This window comes from Streptomyces phaeoluteigriseus (genome assembly GCF_001896135.2).
Lineage (GTDB): Bacteria > Actinomycetota > Actinomycetes > Streptomycetales > Streptomycetaceae > Streptomyces > Streptomyces phaeoluteigriseus.
This window is the reverse complement of record NZ_MPOH02000019.1, coordinates 380,032-397,076: the sequence shown is the minus strand read 5'-3', so window position 1 is coordinate 397,076 and position 17,045 is coordinate 380,032. Positions and strand designations below refer to the sequence as shown.

8 protein-coding genes and 1 pseudogene are annotated in these 17,045 nt (G+C 73.6%); 7 read left to right on the top strand and 2 right to left on the bottom strand.

Annotated elements, in window-relative coordinates; genetic code table 11:
- Positions 1-639 precede the first annotated feature (639 nt).
- Complete coding sequence (locus BM536_RS31340; RefSeq protein ID WP_073494456.1) at positions 640-1,848, bottom strand: nucleotide sugar dehydrogenase; 1,209 nt, start codon at positions 1,846-1,848, stop codon at positions 640-642.
- Between the two features lie 294 nt (positions 1,849-2,142).
- Here BM536_RS31340 and BM536_RS31335 point away from each other — a divergent pair, with 294 nt between their 5' ends.
- Positions 2,143-3,849, top strand: coding sequence for a glycerol-3-phosphate dehydrogenase/oxidase (locus tag BM536_RS31335; RefSeq protein ID WP_073494454.1), 1,707 nt, complete (start codon positions 2,143-2,145; stop codon positions 3,847-3,849).
- Between the two features lie 177 nt (positions 3,850-4,026).
- Here BM536_RS31335 and BM536_RS31330 read toward each other — a convergent pair whose 3' ends face one another.
- Positions 4,027-5,151, bottom strand: a complete 1,125-nt coding sequence (locus BM536_RS31330) for a serine hydrolase domain-containing protein (RefSeq protein ID WP_073494453.1) — start codon at positions 5,149-5,151, stop codon at positions 4,027-4,029.
- Positions 5,152-5,472: 321 nt separating this feature from the next.
- Here BM536_RS31330 and BM536_RS31325 point away from each other — a divergent pair.
- The 6 genes and pseudogenes from BM536_RS31325 to BM536_RS31300 form a co-directional block, all read left to right on the top strand.
- Positions 5,473-7,583: pseudogene (locus tag BM536_RS31325) on the top strand (serine/threonine-protein kinase).
- Positions 7,584-7,858: 275 nt separating this feature from the next.
- Complete coding sequence (locus tag BM536_RS31320) at positions 7,859-10,378, top strand: protein kinase (RefSeq protein ID WP_094103788.1); 2,520 nt, start codon at positions 7,859-7,861, stop codon at positions 10,376-10,378.
- Positions 10,379-10,549: 171 nt separating this feature from the next.
- Positions 10,550-12,325 (top strand): serine/threonine-protein kinase, encoded by a 1,776-nt coding sequence (locus BM536_RS31315; RefSeq protein WP_073494451.1) that lies wholly within the window; start codon positions 10,550-10,552, stop codon positions 12,323-12,325.
- Between the two features lie 126 nt (positions 12,326-12,451).
- Positions 12,452-14,080: a serine/threonine-protein kinase gene (locus BM536_RS31310; protein WP_094103787.1), complete on the top strand. Its 1,629-nt coding sequence runs from the start codon at positions 12,452-12,454 to the stop codon at positions 14,078-14,080.
- 92 nt (positions 14,081-14,172) lie between these two features.
- Positions 14,173-15,888, top strand: coding sequence for a serine/threonine-protein kinase (locus BM536_RS31305; protein ID WP_094103786.1), 1,716 nt, complete (start codon positions 14,173-14,175; stop codon positions 15,886-15,888).
- Positions 15,889-15,914: 26 nt separating this feature from the next.
- Positions 15,915-17,045, top strand: a 1,131-nt coding sequence (locus tag BM536_RS31300) for a serine/threonine-protein kinase (protein WP_245873889.1), incomplete at its 3' end; no start/stop codon positions are given.

Genomic DNA, 17,045 nt, shown 5'->3' with positions numbered 1-17,045 from the left:
GGCAGGGGCCGGTCAGCTCACTCGGGTGAGGTGACCGGCCCCTTTCGCATGCCCGGGACGGATGTGGGGGCGTGCGGTGCGGAGCGGGGGCGCACGGTTGCCCTCGGGCCGAATGCGGGCTGGTCAGGGGGGTCGCGGACGGTAGCGTCCGGGTCGGCGCCCCAGTGGTGTGGGGTGCCCCCTTCCAAGGACATGGTTCCGGACCCGAGCCCTCGGGGCCCGGCCCGAGTTCCTGAACGAGCCGTCCACCGGGCCACCGGGCGGCGTCGTGGAAGGGGGCGCCCATGGGACGCCACCGCAAGCCCACCCGCTGGGACCGACTCCGTCTTCGGACGGTGCAGTGCCGGAGGAGGTGGATCTTGCGGCTTTTCGGATGGTGAGCGGCCGTCCCCAAACACATTGGGGGCGGACACTCCGTGAACCATCCGGTGCCTGCCGCAGTGGCCGCTGCGGTGGGCACCATCTATTTTCGGGTGGTGAGCGGCCGTCCCCGCACACATTGAGGGCGGACACTCCGTGATCCATCAGGTGCCTGCCGCAGTGATCCCTGCGGTGGGCACCACCCGTTTTCACGTTACCGGCGAGCCGTGCCGTACGCCACCAGCCTCCGGGGCCAGGGGCGGCGTCGTGCGCCCCCTCTCACAACCGGTGCGCCGCCCCCGTCGGCGTGGCGCCCCGCGTGTCGAGCAGCAGCTGTGCCTTCACCGACAGGCCCTGTAGGTCGTACGTGCGGTGCTGCTGGAGGAGGATCGTCAGGTCGGCGTCGGCGGCGGCCTCGTACAGGGAGTCGGCGCGCGGTACCGGGTGGTCCAGGACGCTCCAGGACGGTACGTGCGGGTCGTGGTAGCTGACGGCCGCGCCGAGTTCCATCAGGCGGATCGCGATCTCCTGGGCGGGGGTGCCCTGCTGGTCGGCGAGGTCGGCCTTGTAGGTGACGCCGAGCAGCAGTACGCGCGCGCCCCGCGCCGACTTGCCGTGCTCGTTGAGGAGGGTGGCGGCGCGCTGGACGACGTAGCGGGGCATGCGGCTGTTGACCTGCTGGGCGAGTTCCACCATGCGTAGGGGGCTGCCGGGGTGGCCGGTGCGGTCCAGGGGGACGGAGTGGCCGCCGACGCCGGGGCCGGGGCGGAAGGCCTGGAAGCCGAACGGCTTGGTCTCGGCGCACCGGATGACGTCCCAGAGGTCCACGCCGAGGTCGTTGCAGAGGACGGCCATCTCGTTGACCAGGGCCATGTTGACGTGCCGGAAATTGGTCTCCAGGAGCGTCACGGTCTCGGCTTCCCTGAGGCCACGCGCGCGTACCACCTTGTCGGTGAGGCGGCCGTAGAAGGCGGCGGCGGACTCGGTGCACGCGGGCGTGAGTCCGCCGATGACCTTCGGAGTGTTGGTGGGCGTGAAGTCGCGGCGTCCGGGGTCGACCCGGCTGGGGGAGTACGCGAGATGGAAGTCGCGGCCCGCGCGCAGACCGGACGTCTCCTCCAGGAGCGGCCGCAGGAACTCCTCGGTGGTCCCGGGCGGTACGGGCGACTCCAGGATGACGGTGGTGTGCGGGCGCAGGTGTCCGGCCAGGGTGCGGGCGGCAGCCTCCACCTGGCTCAGGTCGAGCCCGCCGTCCGCGTCGCGCGGGGTGGGGGCGCAGATGACGGCGGTGCGCACCCGGCCCAGCTCGGCGGGGTTGGTGGTGGGCCGGAAGCCCTCCGAGAGCATCCGGCGCAGCTCGGCGGGGCTGAGGGAGCCCGGCTCGGGTCCGGTGCGGTAGCCGAGCGTGGGGATGCCGGCGGCCACGGCGGCCTGGGCCAGGGGCAGGCCGAGCGGGCCGAGTCCGATGACGGCGAGATCTGCGGGCATGGCGTGGGCCGTCCTTCCCAGTAACCGAAGCGGGACAGGTGCGCAAGCCCTGTGGACAGGACGGGCGAGCGCAATGTCAGACTAGGAGTAAATATGACCGATTTGCGGGATTGATCGGCTGTGTTTTCCGGTCGCCTCGATGGGACCCGGCTGCTGTTCCGTGAGAGTTGTCCACAGGCTGGGGGTGCGTGGTGGCTGAACTCGGGCAACACGGTCACCATTGGGGCATGGGGGATACGGGCCGGGCCTCGTCCTGAAGGGTGCGGCCGGCGCGACCTACAGCGGGAGGCAGCGGTGAGGACAGCGACACTGGGGCCGGCGCAGCGAGCCGAGTCACTTGCGGCCATGGCCGAGCGCGAGCTGGACGTGCTGGTCGTGGGAGGCGGGGTGGTCGGCGCGGGAACCGCCCTCGACGCCGTCACCCGCGGCCTGTCCACGGGGCTGGTCGAGGCACGGGACTGGGCTTCGGGCACATCGAGCAGATCCAGCAAGCTCATTCACGGCGGCCTGCGCTATCTGGAGATGCTCGACTTCGTCCTCGTCCGCGAGGCGCTCAAGGAGCGCGGACTGCTGCTGGAGCGGCTGGCGCCGCACCTGGTCAAGCCCGTGCCGTTCCTGTACCCGCTGCAGCACAAGGGCTGGGAGCGGCTGTACGCCGGTTCGGGCGTCGCGCTCTACGACGCGATGTCGATGGCCCGCGGGCACGGCCGGGGGCTTCCGGCCCACCGCCACCTGAGCCGCCGCCACGCCCTGCGTGTCGCACCGGCCTTGAAGAAGGACGCACTCGTCGGCGCCCTCCAGTACTACGACGCCCAGATGGACGACGCCCGCTATGTCGCCACCCTGGTGCGCACGGCGGCGTCGTACGGCGCGAAGGTCGCCAACCGCGCACGCGTGACGAGCTTCCTGCGCGAGGGCGAGCGGGTCGTGGGCGCGCGCGTGCGGGACGCCGAAGGAGGCGGGGAGTACGAGGTCCGCGCCCGGCAGGTGGTCAACGCCACGGGCGTGTGGACCGACGACACGCAGGCGATGGTGGGGGAGCGGGGACAGTTCCACGTCCGCGCCTCCAAGGGCATCCACCTCGTCGTGCCGAAGGACCGCATCCACTCCTCCACCGGCCTGATCCTGCGCACCGAGAAGTCCGTGCTGTTCGTCATCCCCTGGGGCCGGCACTGGATCGTCGGCACCACCGACACCGAATGGGACCTCGACAAGGCCCACCCGGCCGCGTCCAGCGCCGACATCGACTATCTGCTGGAACACGTGAACTCCGTCCTCGCGGTGCCGCTCACCCGCGACGACGTCGAGGGTGTCTACGCCGGTCTGCGTCCCCTGCTCGCGGGCGAGTCGGACGTCACCAGCAAGCTGTCCCGGGAGCACACCGTCGCCCATCCCGTACCGGGGCTGGTCGTCGTGGCGGGCGGCAAGTACACGACGTACCGGGTGATGGCCAAGGACGCCGTCGACGCGGCCGTGCACGGGCTCGACCTGCGGGTCGCCGAGTGCGTCACCGAGGACGTGCCGCTGCTGGGCGCGGAGGGCTACCGGGCGCTGTGGAACGCGCGAGCGCGCATCGCCACCCGGACCGGGCTGCACGTGGTGCGCGTCGAGCATCTGCTGAACCGGTACGGCTCGATGGCCGAGGAACTGCTCGACCTGGTCGCAGCCGACCCGACACTCGGCGAGCCGCTGCGGACGGCCGACGACTATCTGCGCGCCGAGATCGTCTACGCCGCCTCGCACGAGGGAGCGCGGCACCTGGACGACGTGCTGACCCGGCGCACCCGCATCTCCATCGAGACCTTCGACCGGGGCACCCGCAGCGCCCGTGAGGCGGCGGAACTGATGGCGCCGGTCCTGGGCTGGGACAAGGACCAGATCGAGCGCGAGGTGCAGCACTACGAGAAGCGGGTGGAGGCCGAGCGGGAGTCGCAACGGCAGCCCGACGACCTGACGGCGGACGCCGCGCGGCTGGGGGCGCCGGACATCGTGCCGCAGTGAGGCGGCGGCTGTGAGGCGGCGGCTGGGCGGGCGGTGGTTGTGCGGCCGCGGCTTTGCGGCGGCGGTTGTGCGGTGGTGGTTGTGCGGCCGTGGCTGGCAGGCCGCCCCGGTCGCTGCGGTCCTGGGGGTGAGGCCCACCGGGCTCTGGGCTGCCGCGGCGGGAACGCCCGACTCGCTTCACTCGAACGAGTGTCGCTGACCGGGATCTCTGTTCGGAACCGGCTCGTTCCAAGAGGTGCGAGGGCAGAACTCGGCCGCGAGCAGGGCCGGTTCGAGGTCGGGGTCCGCCATCGCCGTCGTGTTCACGCGGAAGGTGAGGACATGACGGCCGTCGACGGTGGCCGCGGTGCGCACGTAGCTGCCCGAGATCCGGCCGTTGTGCCCCCACACGGTCACTCCGCAGGGCAGCCTCGCCGGAATCAGCCCCAGGCCGTACGAGCCGTGTGCGGTGTGGGTGTCGAGCATCTCGCGCAGCCGGTGCGAGGGCAGCAGCTCGCCGCTCAGGAGGGCTGAGTAGAAGCGGTTCAGGTCGGTGAGTGTCGTCACCAGCTCGCCCGCGGCCCCGGCCACCCGTGGGTCGAGTTCGGTGACGTCGGTTCCGTCCGTCTCGTAGGCGCGGCCGTGCGGGGAGGGCAGTGAGGTGCGGGATCCGGGGAAGGAGGTGCCGTTCAGACCCAGCGGATCGAGGATGCGGTGTTCGGCCTCCGTGGAGTAGGGGCGACCGGTGACCTGTTCGACGACCAGGCCGAGCAGGACGTAGTTGGTGTTGGAGTAGGCATAGCGGCCGCGGTCGGCCGGAGGGTGGGTGAGCGCGATACGGATGGCTTGCACAGGGGTGACGGGGCGGATGCCGCCGGTGTCCCGGGCGAAGTCGTACAGACCGCTGGTGTGGGTCAGCAGGGAACGCAGGGTCAGCGCGCGCCCGTCGTTGCCGGCTCCCCGCACCAGGCCGGGCAGGTACCGCTCCACCGGGTCGGACAGCGGCAGCCGCTGTTCGGAGGCCAGTTGGAGCACGACGGTCGCGAGGAAGGTCTTGGTGATGCTGCCGGCCCGGAAGTGGTCGGACCGGGAGATGCCCGGGCCGGACTCGGCGAAGCGGGTGCCACTCTCCTCGTGGGCCAGCAGCGCGGCGGCGGGAGCCCTGCCCCGGGTGCGGAGCAGGGGGAGGAGCGCGTCGGCGGTGTCGGTGGCGTCAGCGGCACCAGCCGTGGCGGTCGTGTCGGCGCCGGGAGTCGGGGCCGGCTCGAAGTCGGCTGTGGCGGCACAGAGGAGGGTCAGGGCCACCTGAAGGAAAAGGAGCATGCGCAGAGGTCGCCTCACGGAGTTCCCTCTCCTCCCCTCCGCTCCCTGTCCCTGGAGTGGCCCATCATGCAGGGTGGGTGGAAGGCGCCGCACCGAGTCCGTGGGTGGGCTCTGCGGTGGCGAGGAGGGCGCTGTGAGGTCTCGTGGAGGGGGATTTCGCGCACAGGGCGGGGCTCGTTCCGCTTGTTGGCCGGACTTTGCTGCACCTTCTGGCCGGAATGCACCGGTCCTGGGAGGCGGTGAAGGGGCCCCTGGGCGTCGGGCACTTGTCGGGTGAGGGACAATGAAGGCTCTGTCAGGGCGGGTTGCATGAGGGGACGCATGTCGGAGGCGGAGCGGGCGGGAGCATCCCGTCAGGACAAGAGCGCACGTCTCCTCGCCGGGCGGTACCGGCTGGGAGACGTACTCGGCCGCGGCGGCATGGGGACGGTGTGGCGCGCCGAGGACGAGACCCTCGCACGCACGGTCGCCGTCAAGGAGCTGCGGTTCCCGGGGAACATCGACGACGAGGAGAAGCGCCGGCTGATCACTCGGACGCTGCGCGAGGCCAAGGCCATCGCGCGGATCCGCAACAACAGCGCGGTGACGGTCTTCGACGTGGTCGAGGAGGACGACCGGCCGTGGATCGTGATGGAGCTGGTCGAGGGCAAGTCGCTCGCCGAGGTCATCCGTGAGGACGGCGTGCTGGAGCCGAGGCGCGCGGCGGAGGTCGGGCTCGCGATCCTCGACGTGCTGAGGTCGGCACACCGCGAGGGCATCCTGCACCGCGACGTGAAGCCGTCGAACGTGCTGATCGCGGAGGACGGCCGGGTCGTGCTCACCGACTTCGGCATCGCCCAGGTCGAGGGCGACCCGTCCATCACCTCGACCGGCATGCTCGTCGGGGCGCCCTCCTACATCTCCCCGGAGCGTGCCCGCGGCCACAAGCCCGGACCGGCGGCCGATCTGTGGTCGCTCGGCGGCCTGCTGTACGCGGCCGTCGAGGGGACGCCCCCGTACGACAAGGGCTCCGCGATCGCGACGCTCACCGCGGTGATGACCGAACCGCTGGAGGAGCCGACCAACGCGGGTCCGCTGCGGGACGTCATCTACGGCCTGCTCACCAAGGACCCCGAGCGGCGGCTCGACGACGCCGGGGCCCGGGCGATGTTGAACGCGGTGATCCACGCGCCGGACCGCCGGGCGGCCGAGGCGGTGGACGCGACGAAGCTCGTGCCGCTGCCGATGCAGCCGGACGGCCCGCAGAGCAGCCCGAGTTCGTCCGCCGGCTCGTCCGGTGGAGAGGCGGCCGAGAAGCTGCGCGGGGCCCTGCGGTCCGTGCGGAAGGCCGCCGTCGCGGCCGGGGCGGCCACCTCGGCCGCCGCCGGTCGAGCCAAGTCGGCGAACGCGTCGGGTGCTTCGGGCACGTCGGGTGCTTCGGGGACGGCGGGTGCCTCGCGTGGCTCGGGGGCCTCGGGCTCCTTGGGCACGCAGGAGGAGACGCGGGGCGGCGCGGCCGCCGGGGCCGTGACCTCGGCGTCGGCCGTGGCGGCCACCAAGGCCGAAGGGGCCGCCGCCGGGAAGACGACGGCCACCGCGGCCTCCGCGTCCCTGCCGGTGTCCGGGTCGACGGCGCAGCGCAGTTCGGGATGGCCCGTGATGACGCCGCCGGACCTGCCGCCGCGGCCCGTGCCCAGGGCACCGCTGACCGACGTGGTGCCGAAGCGGACGTTGGTGATCATCGCCGTCGTGGTGGCGCTCGCCGTGCTCGGCACGGTGCTGGCCCTCACCCTCGGCGGAGGCGACGGCGGCACGGACGGCTCGAACGGCGGTGGCGGTCCCCAGGCCGTCGCCAGCGACAGCGCCGCCGCCGACACCAAGGAGGACGAGGGCAGCGGGACGCGGACGGACGGCTCGGCGTCGCAGTCCGCGACGGCCGGATCGGCCTCCGGCAGCAGCTCGCCCAGCAACACCGCCGCGGACGGCGGTGCCGGGTCGGCACCTCCGCCGGTGGAGCCGGAGCGGCCGTGACGACGCACGAGGGCAAGCAGGGCTACACCATCGGGCTGCCCACCGGCTGGAAGTACCAGTCCACGAGCGGCGCGGGGGACCGTTTCACCGGGCCCGACGGGCAGAAGCTGCTGATCGGGTGGACGACCACGCCCAAGGACGACCCGGTCGCGGACTGGGAGAACCAGGAGCGCTACATGAAGCGCTCCCAGTACAAGAAGGTCCGCATAGAGAAGGTGGACTACCGCGGCTGGAACACGGCTGACTGGGAGTTCACCTACTCGGAGAGCGGGACCGCGTACCGCACGATCGACCGCGGGTTCGTGGTCCACGACCAGCTCGGGCATGCCCTGATGTACACGGCGAAGTCCGCCGTGTGGGGCGGCGATCTGCAGGTGAGCACCTGGAAGACGCTCACGGAGACGTTCACGCCGAAGAAGTAGCGCGGGGCGGCAACCCGCGCGCCGAGCGCCCCCGGCGGGCGCTCGGCGCGCCCCCGGCAGGCGTTCGATGCGGGTTCTGCGGCTTCGATGCGGCTTCGATGAGGCTTCGGGGCGGGTTCGGTGCGTCCAGATCTCGCATCCCCTCTTTGCGGGTTGCCTCCGGCACGTATCGTGAGTGGCTGCGGACCGTGCGCATCCAGCTGTTCGGCTGGATCCGGTGGAGACGGTCCGCGTGACGAACGGATCTGACCGACCGGGCGGCCGGGGGAGGCATCGTGGACGAATATGCGGGACGGGTACTCGCCGACCGCTACCGCCTGCCGCTGCCGCCGTCCGACGAGTACGAACTCACCGAGACCCGGGCCTTCGACACCTACAGCGGGCAGGAAGTGCTGGTCCGGCAGGTGCCGTTGCCGGAGGTCGTCGAGGCAGAGGTGCTCGACGCGGAGGGTCTGCCCGAGGGGTTCACGGCTCGGGAGCGCGGCGCGCGCCGGCCCCCGAGGGTCACCGGCGCGAGCACGCGACGCCCTGCGGATCCCGTCGTACGGCGGGCCGTCGAGGCCGCGCAGGCCGCCGCGAGCATCCCCGACCATCCGCGGCTCGACCAGGTCTTCGACGTGTTCGCCGAGGGGGGTTCCCTGTGGGTCGTCAGTGAACTGGTGTCCGCCCGGCCGCTGGCGGCGCTGCTCGCCGAGAAGCCGCTGACGCCGTACCGGGCGGCGGAGGTCGCCTCCGACGTGCTCATGGCGCTGCGGGTGCTGCACGCGCACGGCTGGGTGCACCGGAACATCACCGCGCGCACGGTGCTGGTCTGCGACGACGGCCGGGTCATGCTGACCGGGCTGGCGGTCGGCGCGGCGGAAGAGGCGCTGTGCGGGTACGACCCGGTGCCGGTGGACGAGGAACAGGTGCAGGTACAGGTACAGGCGCAGCAGGGGCAGCAGCCGCCGGGCGGCCGGGGTGGCGTCGGCGCACCCGGTGTGCCGGGGCCGGGGCGAGGTGCCGGTGCGCCCGGTGGTGTCGGCGGAGTCGGTGGGGTCCGTGGCGTGGATCCCGAGGCCGCTCGGCGCGCGGCGATCGAGGCGCGGGCCGCCGGTGGGCTGCCCGCCGCGGCAGCCGAGTCGGCGAACGGGGCCTCCGGTGCGGTGGCCCGCAGACCCGTGGAGACGGGCGGGGACATCCGTGCCGCGCGGGCCGGGGCGATCGCCGCGTACCGCGCGGGCGCCCGGGCCGCCGCGCGGGTGCAGGAGGCGCAGCAGGGCGGCCGGACGGCGCTGCCGGGTGCCCGCACTCCCGTCGAGGGCGACACCGGGACCGGGATCGCGGGCGCGGCGCCGTCGCCGTCACGTCCTCGGCAGTGGCCGGGAGCAGGGGCCGGGTGGCGTGGGGGTACGTCCCCCGGGCAGAGCGCCGATCCCTACGGTGTGGGTGGCGCACCGGCGCCGATCGCCCTCGGGACCGGCGCGGTGCCGCCGCAGGCCGGCGGCGCACCCGCCGGGACGCGGTGGGACGAGCCGGCCGGGGCCGCGGTGCGGCGCGGGCCGGCCACGGCGCTGGCGGCCGAGCGGGCGCGGCAGGCGCGGATGTCCGTCGTCGGACCCGTCACGGAGAGGTGGGCGCCGGAGCAGGCCGGGCCCGTGCACGAGAACTGGCAACTGGCCGCGCCCATCGGGCCGGCCACCGACCTGTGGGGGCTCGGCGCGCTGCTGTTCCGCGCCGTGCAGGGGCATGCCCCCTATCCGGAGGAGTCGACGGCCGAGCTGGTGCAGCTGGTCTGCGCCGAACCGCCCGCCTTCGCGGAGGAGTGCGGCCCGCTCCGGCCGGTCGTGGAGTCGCTGCTGCGTCAGGACCCCACCGAGCGACTGGACTTCGAGGAACTGCGCGGCTGGCTGCGCTCGCTGGTGCGTTCGGCGCCCGAACCCGAGGCGGGCACCCACGTCGTCGCCACACCGCCCACCGACCCGCGCCGGCTGCCGATCGTGCGCCGCAGGGGCGAGCTGGTGCGCAGACGGCGCGCCGGCCTGCCCGCGACGCACGGGCGGCACAAACGGGGCCGGGCGGAGACGGGTCGTTCGCCGCGCAGCCTGGGCCGCACCCTCGTCCTGGTGGTGCTGCTGGTGCTGGCGGCGGCGATCGCGTACGCCGTGATGTTCATGCCCAAGGCGGGCGAGGAGGGCACCGGCAGCGCGGGCGGTGCGGAGCAGACCGGTGCCGCGGGCCAGGTCGATCCGGCGCCCGATGCGAGCAGCGAGCCCCGGCCCGACGACGGAAGCCCTCCGGCGTCGGGCAACACCCCCTCCGAGTCCGCCTCCGGGGCCACCGAGACGCAGTCCGGCGCGCTGCCCGGCGGCTTCACCCTGCGCAAGGACGCCGAGGGCTTCCAGCTCGCCGTCGCCGACGGCTGGGACCGCACCCCGAAGAACGGGCGCGGCCAGGTCGTCTACACGCACTCCGGCTTCGAGCTGATCGTGGTGCCGGGGCGGGACTCCGCCGCTCAGTACGGCAGCGACCCGATGGTGTACCAGCGGGAGAAGGAGAGCGAGTTGCAGCCGTACCGCGACTCCAGCTGGGCCACCGCCTCCGGGCTGCGGACCATCCAGGTGGGCGGACGGATCTCGGCCGAGGGGCAGTTCACCTGGACCGACGGCGACGGGCGCGAGCTGTTCGTGCGCAATGTGGCGCTGCTCCTCGACGGGCGGTACCACGTCGTGCAGCTGCGTGGCCCGGAGGCCGAGCGGGACGAGGTGACGCGGCTGTTCGAGCAGGCGTCGGCCAGCTACCGCTACACGGGGTGAGCGACCGGTCGGTGACACCTCCGGTCGTCCGGTCGACGCGGATGGTTCCGGCGCGGAGGCAGAAGCGACAACCGTCACAGTGCGGTTTCCGTGGGCCCCCGCTGGTTCCCCGGACGCGGACCGGTCTTTACGCTGATCCTGTCAAGAGCATTGCGGGGCAACGTGAATCAGATGCAGGGCCTGCTCGTCGCGGGCCGCTACCGGCTCGTCGACGCCATCGGCAGCGGCGGCATGGGCCGCGTATGGCGCGCGCACGACGAGCTGCTGCACCGGGCCGTCGCCCTCAAGGAGCTGACCGCCGCGCTCTACGTGTCCGAGAGCGACCGTACGGTCCTGCTGGCGCGCACCAGGGCCGAGGCCCGCGCGGCCGCGCGGATCAACCACTCCGCCGTCGTCACCGTGCACGACGTCCTCGAACACGACGGCCGCCCCTGGATCGTGATGGAGCTGGTCGAGGGTCGCTCGCTGGCCGACGCCGTCAAGGCGGACGGGCGTGTCGAGCCGACCGAGGCCGCCCGGATCGGCCTGTGGGTGCTGCGTGCCCTGCGCGCCGCGCACTCGGCGGGCGTCCTGCACCGCGACGTCAAGCCCGGCAACGTGCTCCTCTCCGACGACGGCCGGGTCCTGCTCACCGACTTCGGCATCGCCCAGATCGACGGCGACACCACCATCACCCGCACCGGAGAGGTCGTCGGGTCCGTCGACTTCCTCGCCCCCGAGCGGGTCCGCGGCCACGACCCGGGCCAGTCCTCCGACCTGTGGGCGCTCGGCGCCACGCTGTACACGGCGGTGGAGGGCCGCTCGCCGTTCCGCCGCACCTCGCCGCTGTCCACGATGCAGGCGGTCGTCGAGGAGGAGCCCGCCGAGCCGCGGTACGCCGGCCCGCTCGCGCCCGTCATCGCGGCGCTGCTGCGCAAGGACCCGGCCGCCCGGCCCGACACGGCCGGTGCGGAACGCCTGCTCGCGGAGGCGGCGGAGGGCCGCCGGCCCGACGAGGCGCAGGCCTACATACCGACGCAGTACGCGGGACCGGCGGGGCACGGCACGCAGGGCACCGTCGCGACCGGCGGGACGACCGGCGGGACGACCGGCGGGGCTCCCCACTTCACGAACGGCAGTGCCACGCCGTACCCGGCCTCCGGTCCGCCGTCCGGTCCGTACGCCGGGGCGACGACGCCCGTCCCCGCCGCCTCCGGCGCCCACGCGCACCTCGTCACCGGCGGCCCGACCGCCATCGGCCCGACGGGGCTGGGACACGGCCCGTCCGCGCCGCCCCCGAAGCCGCTGCGGCGTCGCCGGCTGCGCAGGTTCGTGCTCGTGGTCGTCGTCGCCGCGCTGGTGGGGGGCGGTACGGCGGTGGCGCTGCGGACGTGGGGCGTTGACGGTACGGCGCAGGGCTCCGGCTCGCCGAGCCCCACCGCGAGTCCCAGCCAGACCCCCAACGGCAAGGGGTCGGGGCAGGGCACCGTCGCCGACTCCCGGGTGGACATCGACGACCCCCTCGGCTTCGGGCTCTCGCTGCCCCCGGGCTGGGAGCGGTCGGTGTACCAGGACGACGCCGACCTCAAGCAGATCGACTACTCGCCCGACGGCGGCGAGCACTTCGTCCGCATCGCCATCGACGCCTCCCCTGACTTCGACGACCCCTACGCCCACCAGGTCGACCTCGAACAGCAGCTCCAGCGGCTGGCCGACTACCAGAGGGTCACCCTCGAGCGGAACACCTACCGGGACCGCGAGAGCGCCCGGTGGGAGTACACCTGGACCGCGCTCGCCAAGGACACGGACTTCCCGGGTCCGCGGCGCGCGATCGAGGAGACGTACATCTCCCGGGACGGGACCGAGTACGTCATCTACATGTCCTCGCCCGCGGCGGACTGGGCGAGCACCGCCCGGCAGTTCACCTCCGTGCTCCAGAGCTGGCGGGAGCCGCCGAGCACTTCCTGATCCCCGGCCCCCGCTCCCGGAGGGGCCCGTGATCCCCGGCCCCCGCTCCCGGAGGGGCCCGTACCGTCCGTGAGTTGGCCGGTCGGCGCCCCGGAGGCGCGGCGTCCGTTGGGGCATGATGGGCGCATGGGGACCGAGGGGGACGACGTCCGGGTCATCGCGGGCCGCTACCGGCTGGAGGCGAGGCTCGGGCGCGGCGGTATGGGGATCGTGTGGCGGGCGACGGACCACCTGCTGGGACGGCGTGTCGCGGTGAAGGAACTGGTCCAGGACGACGCCCTGTCGGCCGAGGAGGCCCGCGCCCGCCGCGACCGGACGCTGCGCGAGGCCCGCGCGGTCGCCCAGCTCAGCCACCCGCACATCATCGTGGTGCACGACGTCGTCGAGGAGGACGAACGGCCGTACATCGTGATGGAGTTGATCGAGGGCGGCTCGCTCGCCGACCGGATCGCCGAGCGCGGCCCGATCGACCCGCGCGAGGCCGCCCGGATCGGCGCGGGTCTGCTGGGTGCCCTGCGCGCCGCACACGCCGCCGGGGTGCTGCACCGGGACATCAAGCCGGCGAACGTCCTGGTCGACTCCGCCACCGGCCGCGCCGTCCTCACCGACTTCGGCATCGCGCAGGTCGCGGGCGCCACCACCCTCACCGAGACGGGCTCCTTCGTCGGCTCGCCCGAGTACACCGCGCCGGAACGCATGTCGGGGGAGCGGACCGGTCCCGCGTCCGACCTGTGGTCGCTGGGCGCGCTGCTGTGTACGGCGCTGAGCGGCGAGTCGCCGTTCCGCCGCGATTCGCTCGGCGGCATCCTGCACGCCGTCGTCTTCGCCGACATCCGGACGCCGCCGCAGGCCGAGCCGCTCCTGCCGGTCGTACGGGGGCTGCTGGAGCGGGATCCGGACCGGCGGCTGGGCGCGGAGGAGGCCGAGCGGATGCTGCGGGCCTTCCTGGACACCGGGCGTACGCCGTCGGGCCGGACCGGGTACACGCCCACGCGGGCCGACCTCCCGAGTCGGCGGCCCGCCCGCCCGGACTCGGACCCGCCCCTGCGCGCACGGTCGACGCGGGGCGTGCTGGTGGCCGCGCTGCTGGTCGCCGCGATGGCGGGTGCGGGCGTGTCCGCGGCGGCACTGCTGCTCGACCGTGAGGGCAACGGGCGCGACACGCCGTCGACCTCGGCACCGGGAGGGCCGAGCGGGTCGAAGGATACGGCGAGTTCCACGAGTTCCACGAGTTCCACGAGTACGGCGGGTACGACGTCCGGCGGCACTCCCGGCGGTACCGCCACGCCCGCTCCCTCCCACGGGCGGCCCAGTGCCCCCTCCGGCTATCGCGTCGTCGACGACCCGGCCGGGTTCGCGCTGGCCGTACCGGAGGGGTTCACCCGTGATCCGCAGGGCGAGCGGGTGTTCTACCTGTCCCCGGGGCGGGTCTTCCGGCTCGGCGTGAAGATCACCGCGCCCCGACCCGGCGGCCCGCTGGGCGTGATGGAGCGGGCCGCGGCCAAGGGGCCGGAGACCAACCCCGGTTACCGCGACGGCCACGTCACCGAGACCACCCGCGCCGGACGGCCGGCCGCCCTCTGGGAGTTCACCTGGAACGGCTTCGACGCGGCGCAGGGCGCCCGGCACACGTACGACCTGTGCTGGGAGGACGGCGGGCGGCTGTACGACGTGTGGGTGTCGGCGCCGGTCGGGAAGGCGCGCGAGGCACGGGAGTACTTCGACGTGGCGGTCGACACGCTCGTACCGGAATAAAGGGGAGATAAAGGGCGGCCTGAGTCACGGGTCTGTGACCGGTGAGGGCCGCTGGTGGATATCGGCCCGTGTGGCGCGATATTGATGGACGCATGAGCCACGACGGGGGACCGGGCCAGGGGGCCGACGACACGACGAGTTTTGTTCTGCAACCGCCTCGGCAGCCGGATGCGCGGCATCCTCCGCAAGCGCCTCGGGTCCCGCACCCCGACAACCCCTACGCGATGCCCGCCCAGGTCGCCTCGGCCCCGCAGGAACCCGGTGTCGGGCGGCTCATCGCGGGCCGCTACCGGCTTCTCGCCAAGCTCGGGCACGGCGGCATGGGCACCGTATGGCGGGCCAAGGACGAGACGGTGGATCGGGAGGTCGCCGTCAAGGAGCCGCGCGTACCGGACCACCTTCCCGAACGGGAACGGTCCAACGCGTTCGAGCGCATGCGGCGCGAGGCGCGGGCCGCCGCCCGGCTCGACCATCCGTCCGTCGTCAACGTCCATGACGTCGCCGTCGTCGACGGGCAGCCGTGGATCGTGATGGAACTGGTCAACGGGCGGTCGCTCGGCGCGGCCCTGGAGGAGGGCACCCTGGGTGTGCGCGAGGCCGCCCGGATCGGCCTGGAGGTGCTCGGCGCGCTGGAGGCCGCTCACGCGGCGGGCATCCTGCACCGGGACGTGAAGCCGGACAACGTGCTGCTCGGGCGGCACGACCGGGTCGTCCTCACCGACTTCGGCATCGCCCAGATCGAGGGCGAGACCAACCTGACCGACACCGGCGGCTTCGTCGGCTCGCCCGAGTTCATCGCGCCCGAGCGGGTGCTGGGCCAGCGCCCCGGTCCGGCGTCCGACCTGTGGTCGCTGGGCGTGGTGCTGTACGCGGCCACGGAGGGCGTCTCGCCGTTCCGCCGCAGCAACACCCCGGCGACCCTCCAGTCCGTCCTCAACGCCGCGCCCGCGCCGCCCGCCGCCGCGCAGGGCCCGCTCGCCGAGGCCATCAACGGCCTGCTGGAGAAGGACCCGGCCCGCCGCCCCCGGGCCCCGCGGGTCCGCGCCCTCCTGGAACACGCGGCGAACCCGCCCGCCCCGGCGCCCACCCAGGTGGTCACCGCGCCCGCGGCCCCGGCCGTGGACGCGCCGGATCCGATCGGCGGCTGGTCCGTCAAGGCCAGTGCCGGGCGCGCCGGCTGGGGCCTGCGGGTCGGCACCAGGCTGTTCTGGACCGGGCTGGGCACGACCGTCGTCGCCGCGGCGATCGCGGCCTGGCTGATCGTCGCCGACCCCTCCACCGGTGGACTGCCCGCCGACTGGAGGACGAGCGCCGAGAAGGACGTCACCGCCACGCTGGCGGTGCCGAAGGACTACGTGCCCGGCAAGCCGGACCGGACGTCGGACGACGACCACTGGGTCAGCTTCACCGACCCGAGCGGGGCCATCTCGATCGTCCTGACCGTCGACCGCAAGGCGGAGGACACCGGCGGCGACATCAAGGACTCGGCAGCCGCCGAGATGTACGAGGACAACGACGACTTCAAGACCAACGGCAGCTACGCCCTCGACATGCCGAAGGCACCGAGGACCGCGCCGGACGCCAACGCCGAGTACCAGGGCAGGCCGGCCGCCGAGAACACGGTCGTCTACACCACCGACGACACCCAGAACCCCCGCCCCCGCGAGATGCGGACCCTCTACTACAAGTCCACCGCGGGCGACATGTACAAGCTCACCATCTCCTACCCCGGCAAGGGCGACTTCACGGAACGGGGCCAGGAGGTGGCGCGCACGGCCATCGCCCATCTCGAGGTGGACAAGCCCTGACGGGCCGCTCGTGGTAGTCATGTGACATGAGCGACGACGGGCATCCCGGAGGCGCCGACGGCCGTACTGTCGGCGGGCGTTACCGGCTGCTCGAACGCATCGGCTCCGGCGGCATGGGCACCGTGTGGCGGGCCCGAGACCTGCTCATGGACCGCGAAGTTGCCGTCAAGGAACCCCGGTTACCGGGAGACCCCGAGGACGAGTTCCACCGCCGGGCCGCCCACCGGCTCTACCGGGAGGCCCGCGCCGCCGCCCGCGTCGACCATCCCTCCGCGGTCTCCCTCCACGACGTCGTGGTGGAGGAGGGCGAGGGCCTCCGGGACGGACTGCCCTGGATCGTCATGGAGTTGGTGCGCGGCGAGTCCCTGCACGAGGCGCTGCGACGCGGCCCGCTGGACGCGGCCGAGGCCGCGCGGATCGGCCTCGCCGTCCTGGGCGCGCTGCGCGCCGCGCACGCCGTCGGCATCGTCCACCGGGATGTGAAACCCGCCAACGTGCTGCTCGGCCCGCACGGCCGCGTCGTCCTCACCGACTTCGGCATCGCGCACGTCCGGGGCGAGGAATCCCTCACTGCCAGCGGCGAGTTCGTCGGTTTCCTGGAGTTCGTCGCCCCCGAGCGGATGTCCGGCCGCGGTGCCGGTCCCGCCTCGGACCTGTGGTCCCTCGGCGTCCTGCTGTACGCCGCCGTCGAGGGCTGGTCCCCCTTCCGCCGTACGACGGTGGAGGCCACGCTCGCCGCGATCCTCGCCGCCGACCTTCCCGAGCCGAAACAGGCCGGTCCCCTCGCCCCGCTCCTCGTACGCCTGCTCGCCCGCGACCCCGACCGACGGCCGGACCCGGCGGAGGTGGCCGAGGCACTGGAGGCTGCGGCCCCGAAAGGCCGGTCGACACCGTCCGCCACCACCGAACCCGCGGAACCGCAGGACACGGCGCGGCCGCGGGAGCCCGGCGAAGACGTGGGGACGACACGGCTCGGCGCGGAGGCGGAACCGCAGCCCGCGGGACCGCCCGCGGCACCTTCGGGGGAGCGGCCCGATGAGCCCGCCGACCCACAGCCCGGGCCCGCTGCCGAAGCACCCTCGCAGCCCGACCCCGCCCCGACCCCAGCCCCAATTCCGGCTCCGACCCCCGACTCCGCATCCGCACCGGCCTCCCTC

Bases quoted from the DNA above. Each gene is read 5' to 3' on its own strand.
- BM536_RS31305 (WP_094103786.1), top strand. From the start codon at position 14,173: ATGAGCCACGACGGGGGACCGGGCCAGGGGGCCGACGACACGACGAGT.
- BM536_RS31340 (WP_073494456.1), bottom strand. From the start codon at position 1,848: ATGCCCGCAGATCTCGCCGTCATCGGACTCGGCCCGCTCGGCCTGCCC.
- BM536_RS31310 (WP_094103787.1), top strand. From the start codon at position 12,452: ATGGGGACCGAGGGGGACGACGTCCGGGTCATCGCGGGCCGCTACCGG.
- BM536_RS31315 (WP_073494451.1), top strand. From the start codon at position 10,550: ATGCAGGGCCTGCTCGTCGCGGGCCGCTACCGGCTCGTCGACGCCATC.
- BM536_RS31330 (WP_073494453.1), bottom strand. From the start codon at position 5,151: ATGCTCCTTTTCCTTCAGGTGGCCCTGACCCTCCTCTGTGCCGCCACA.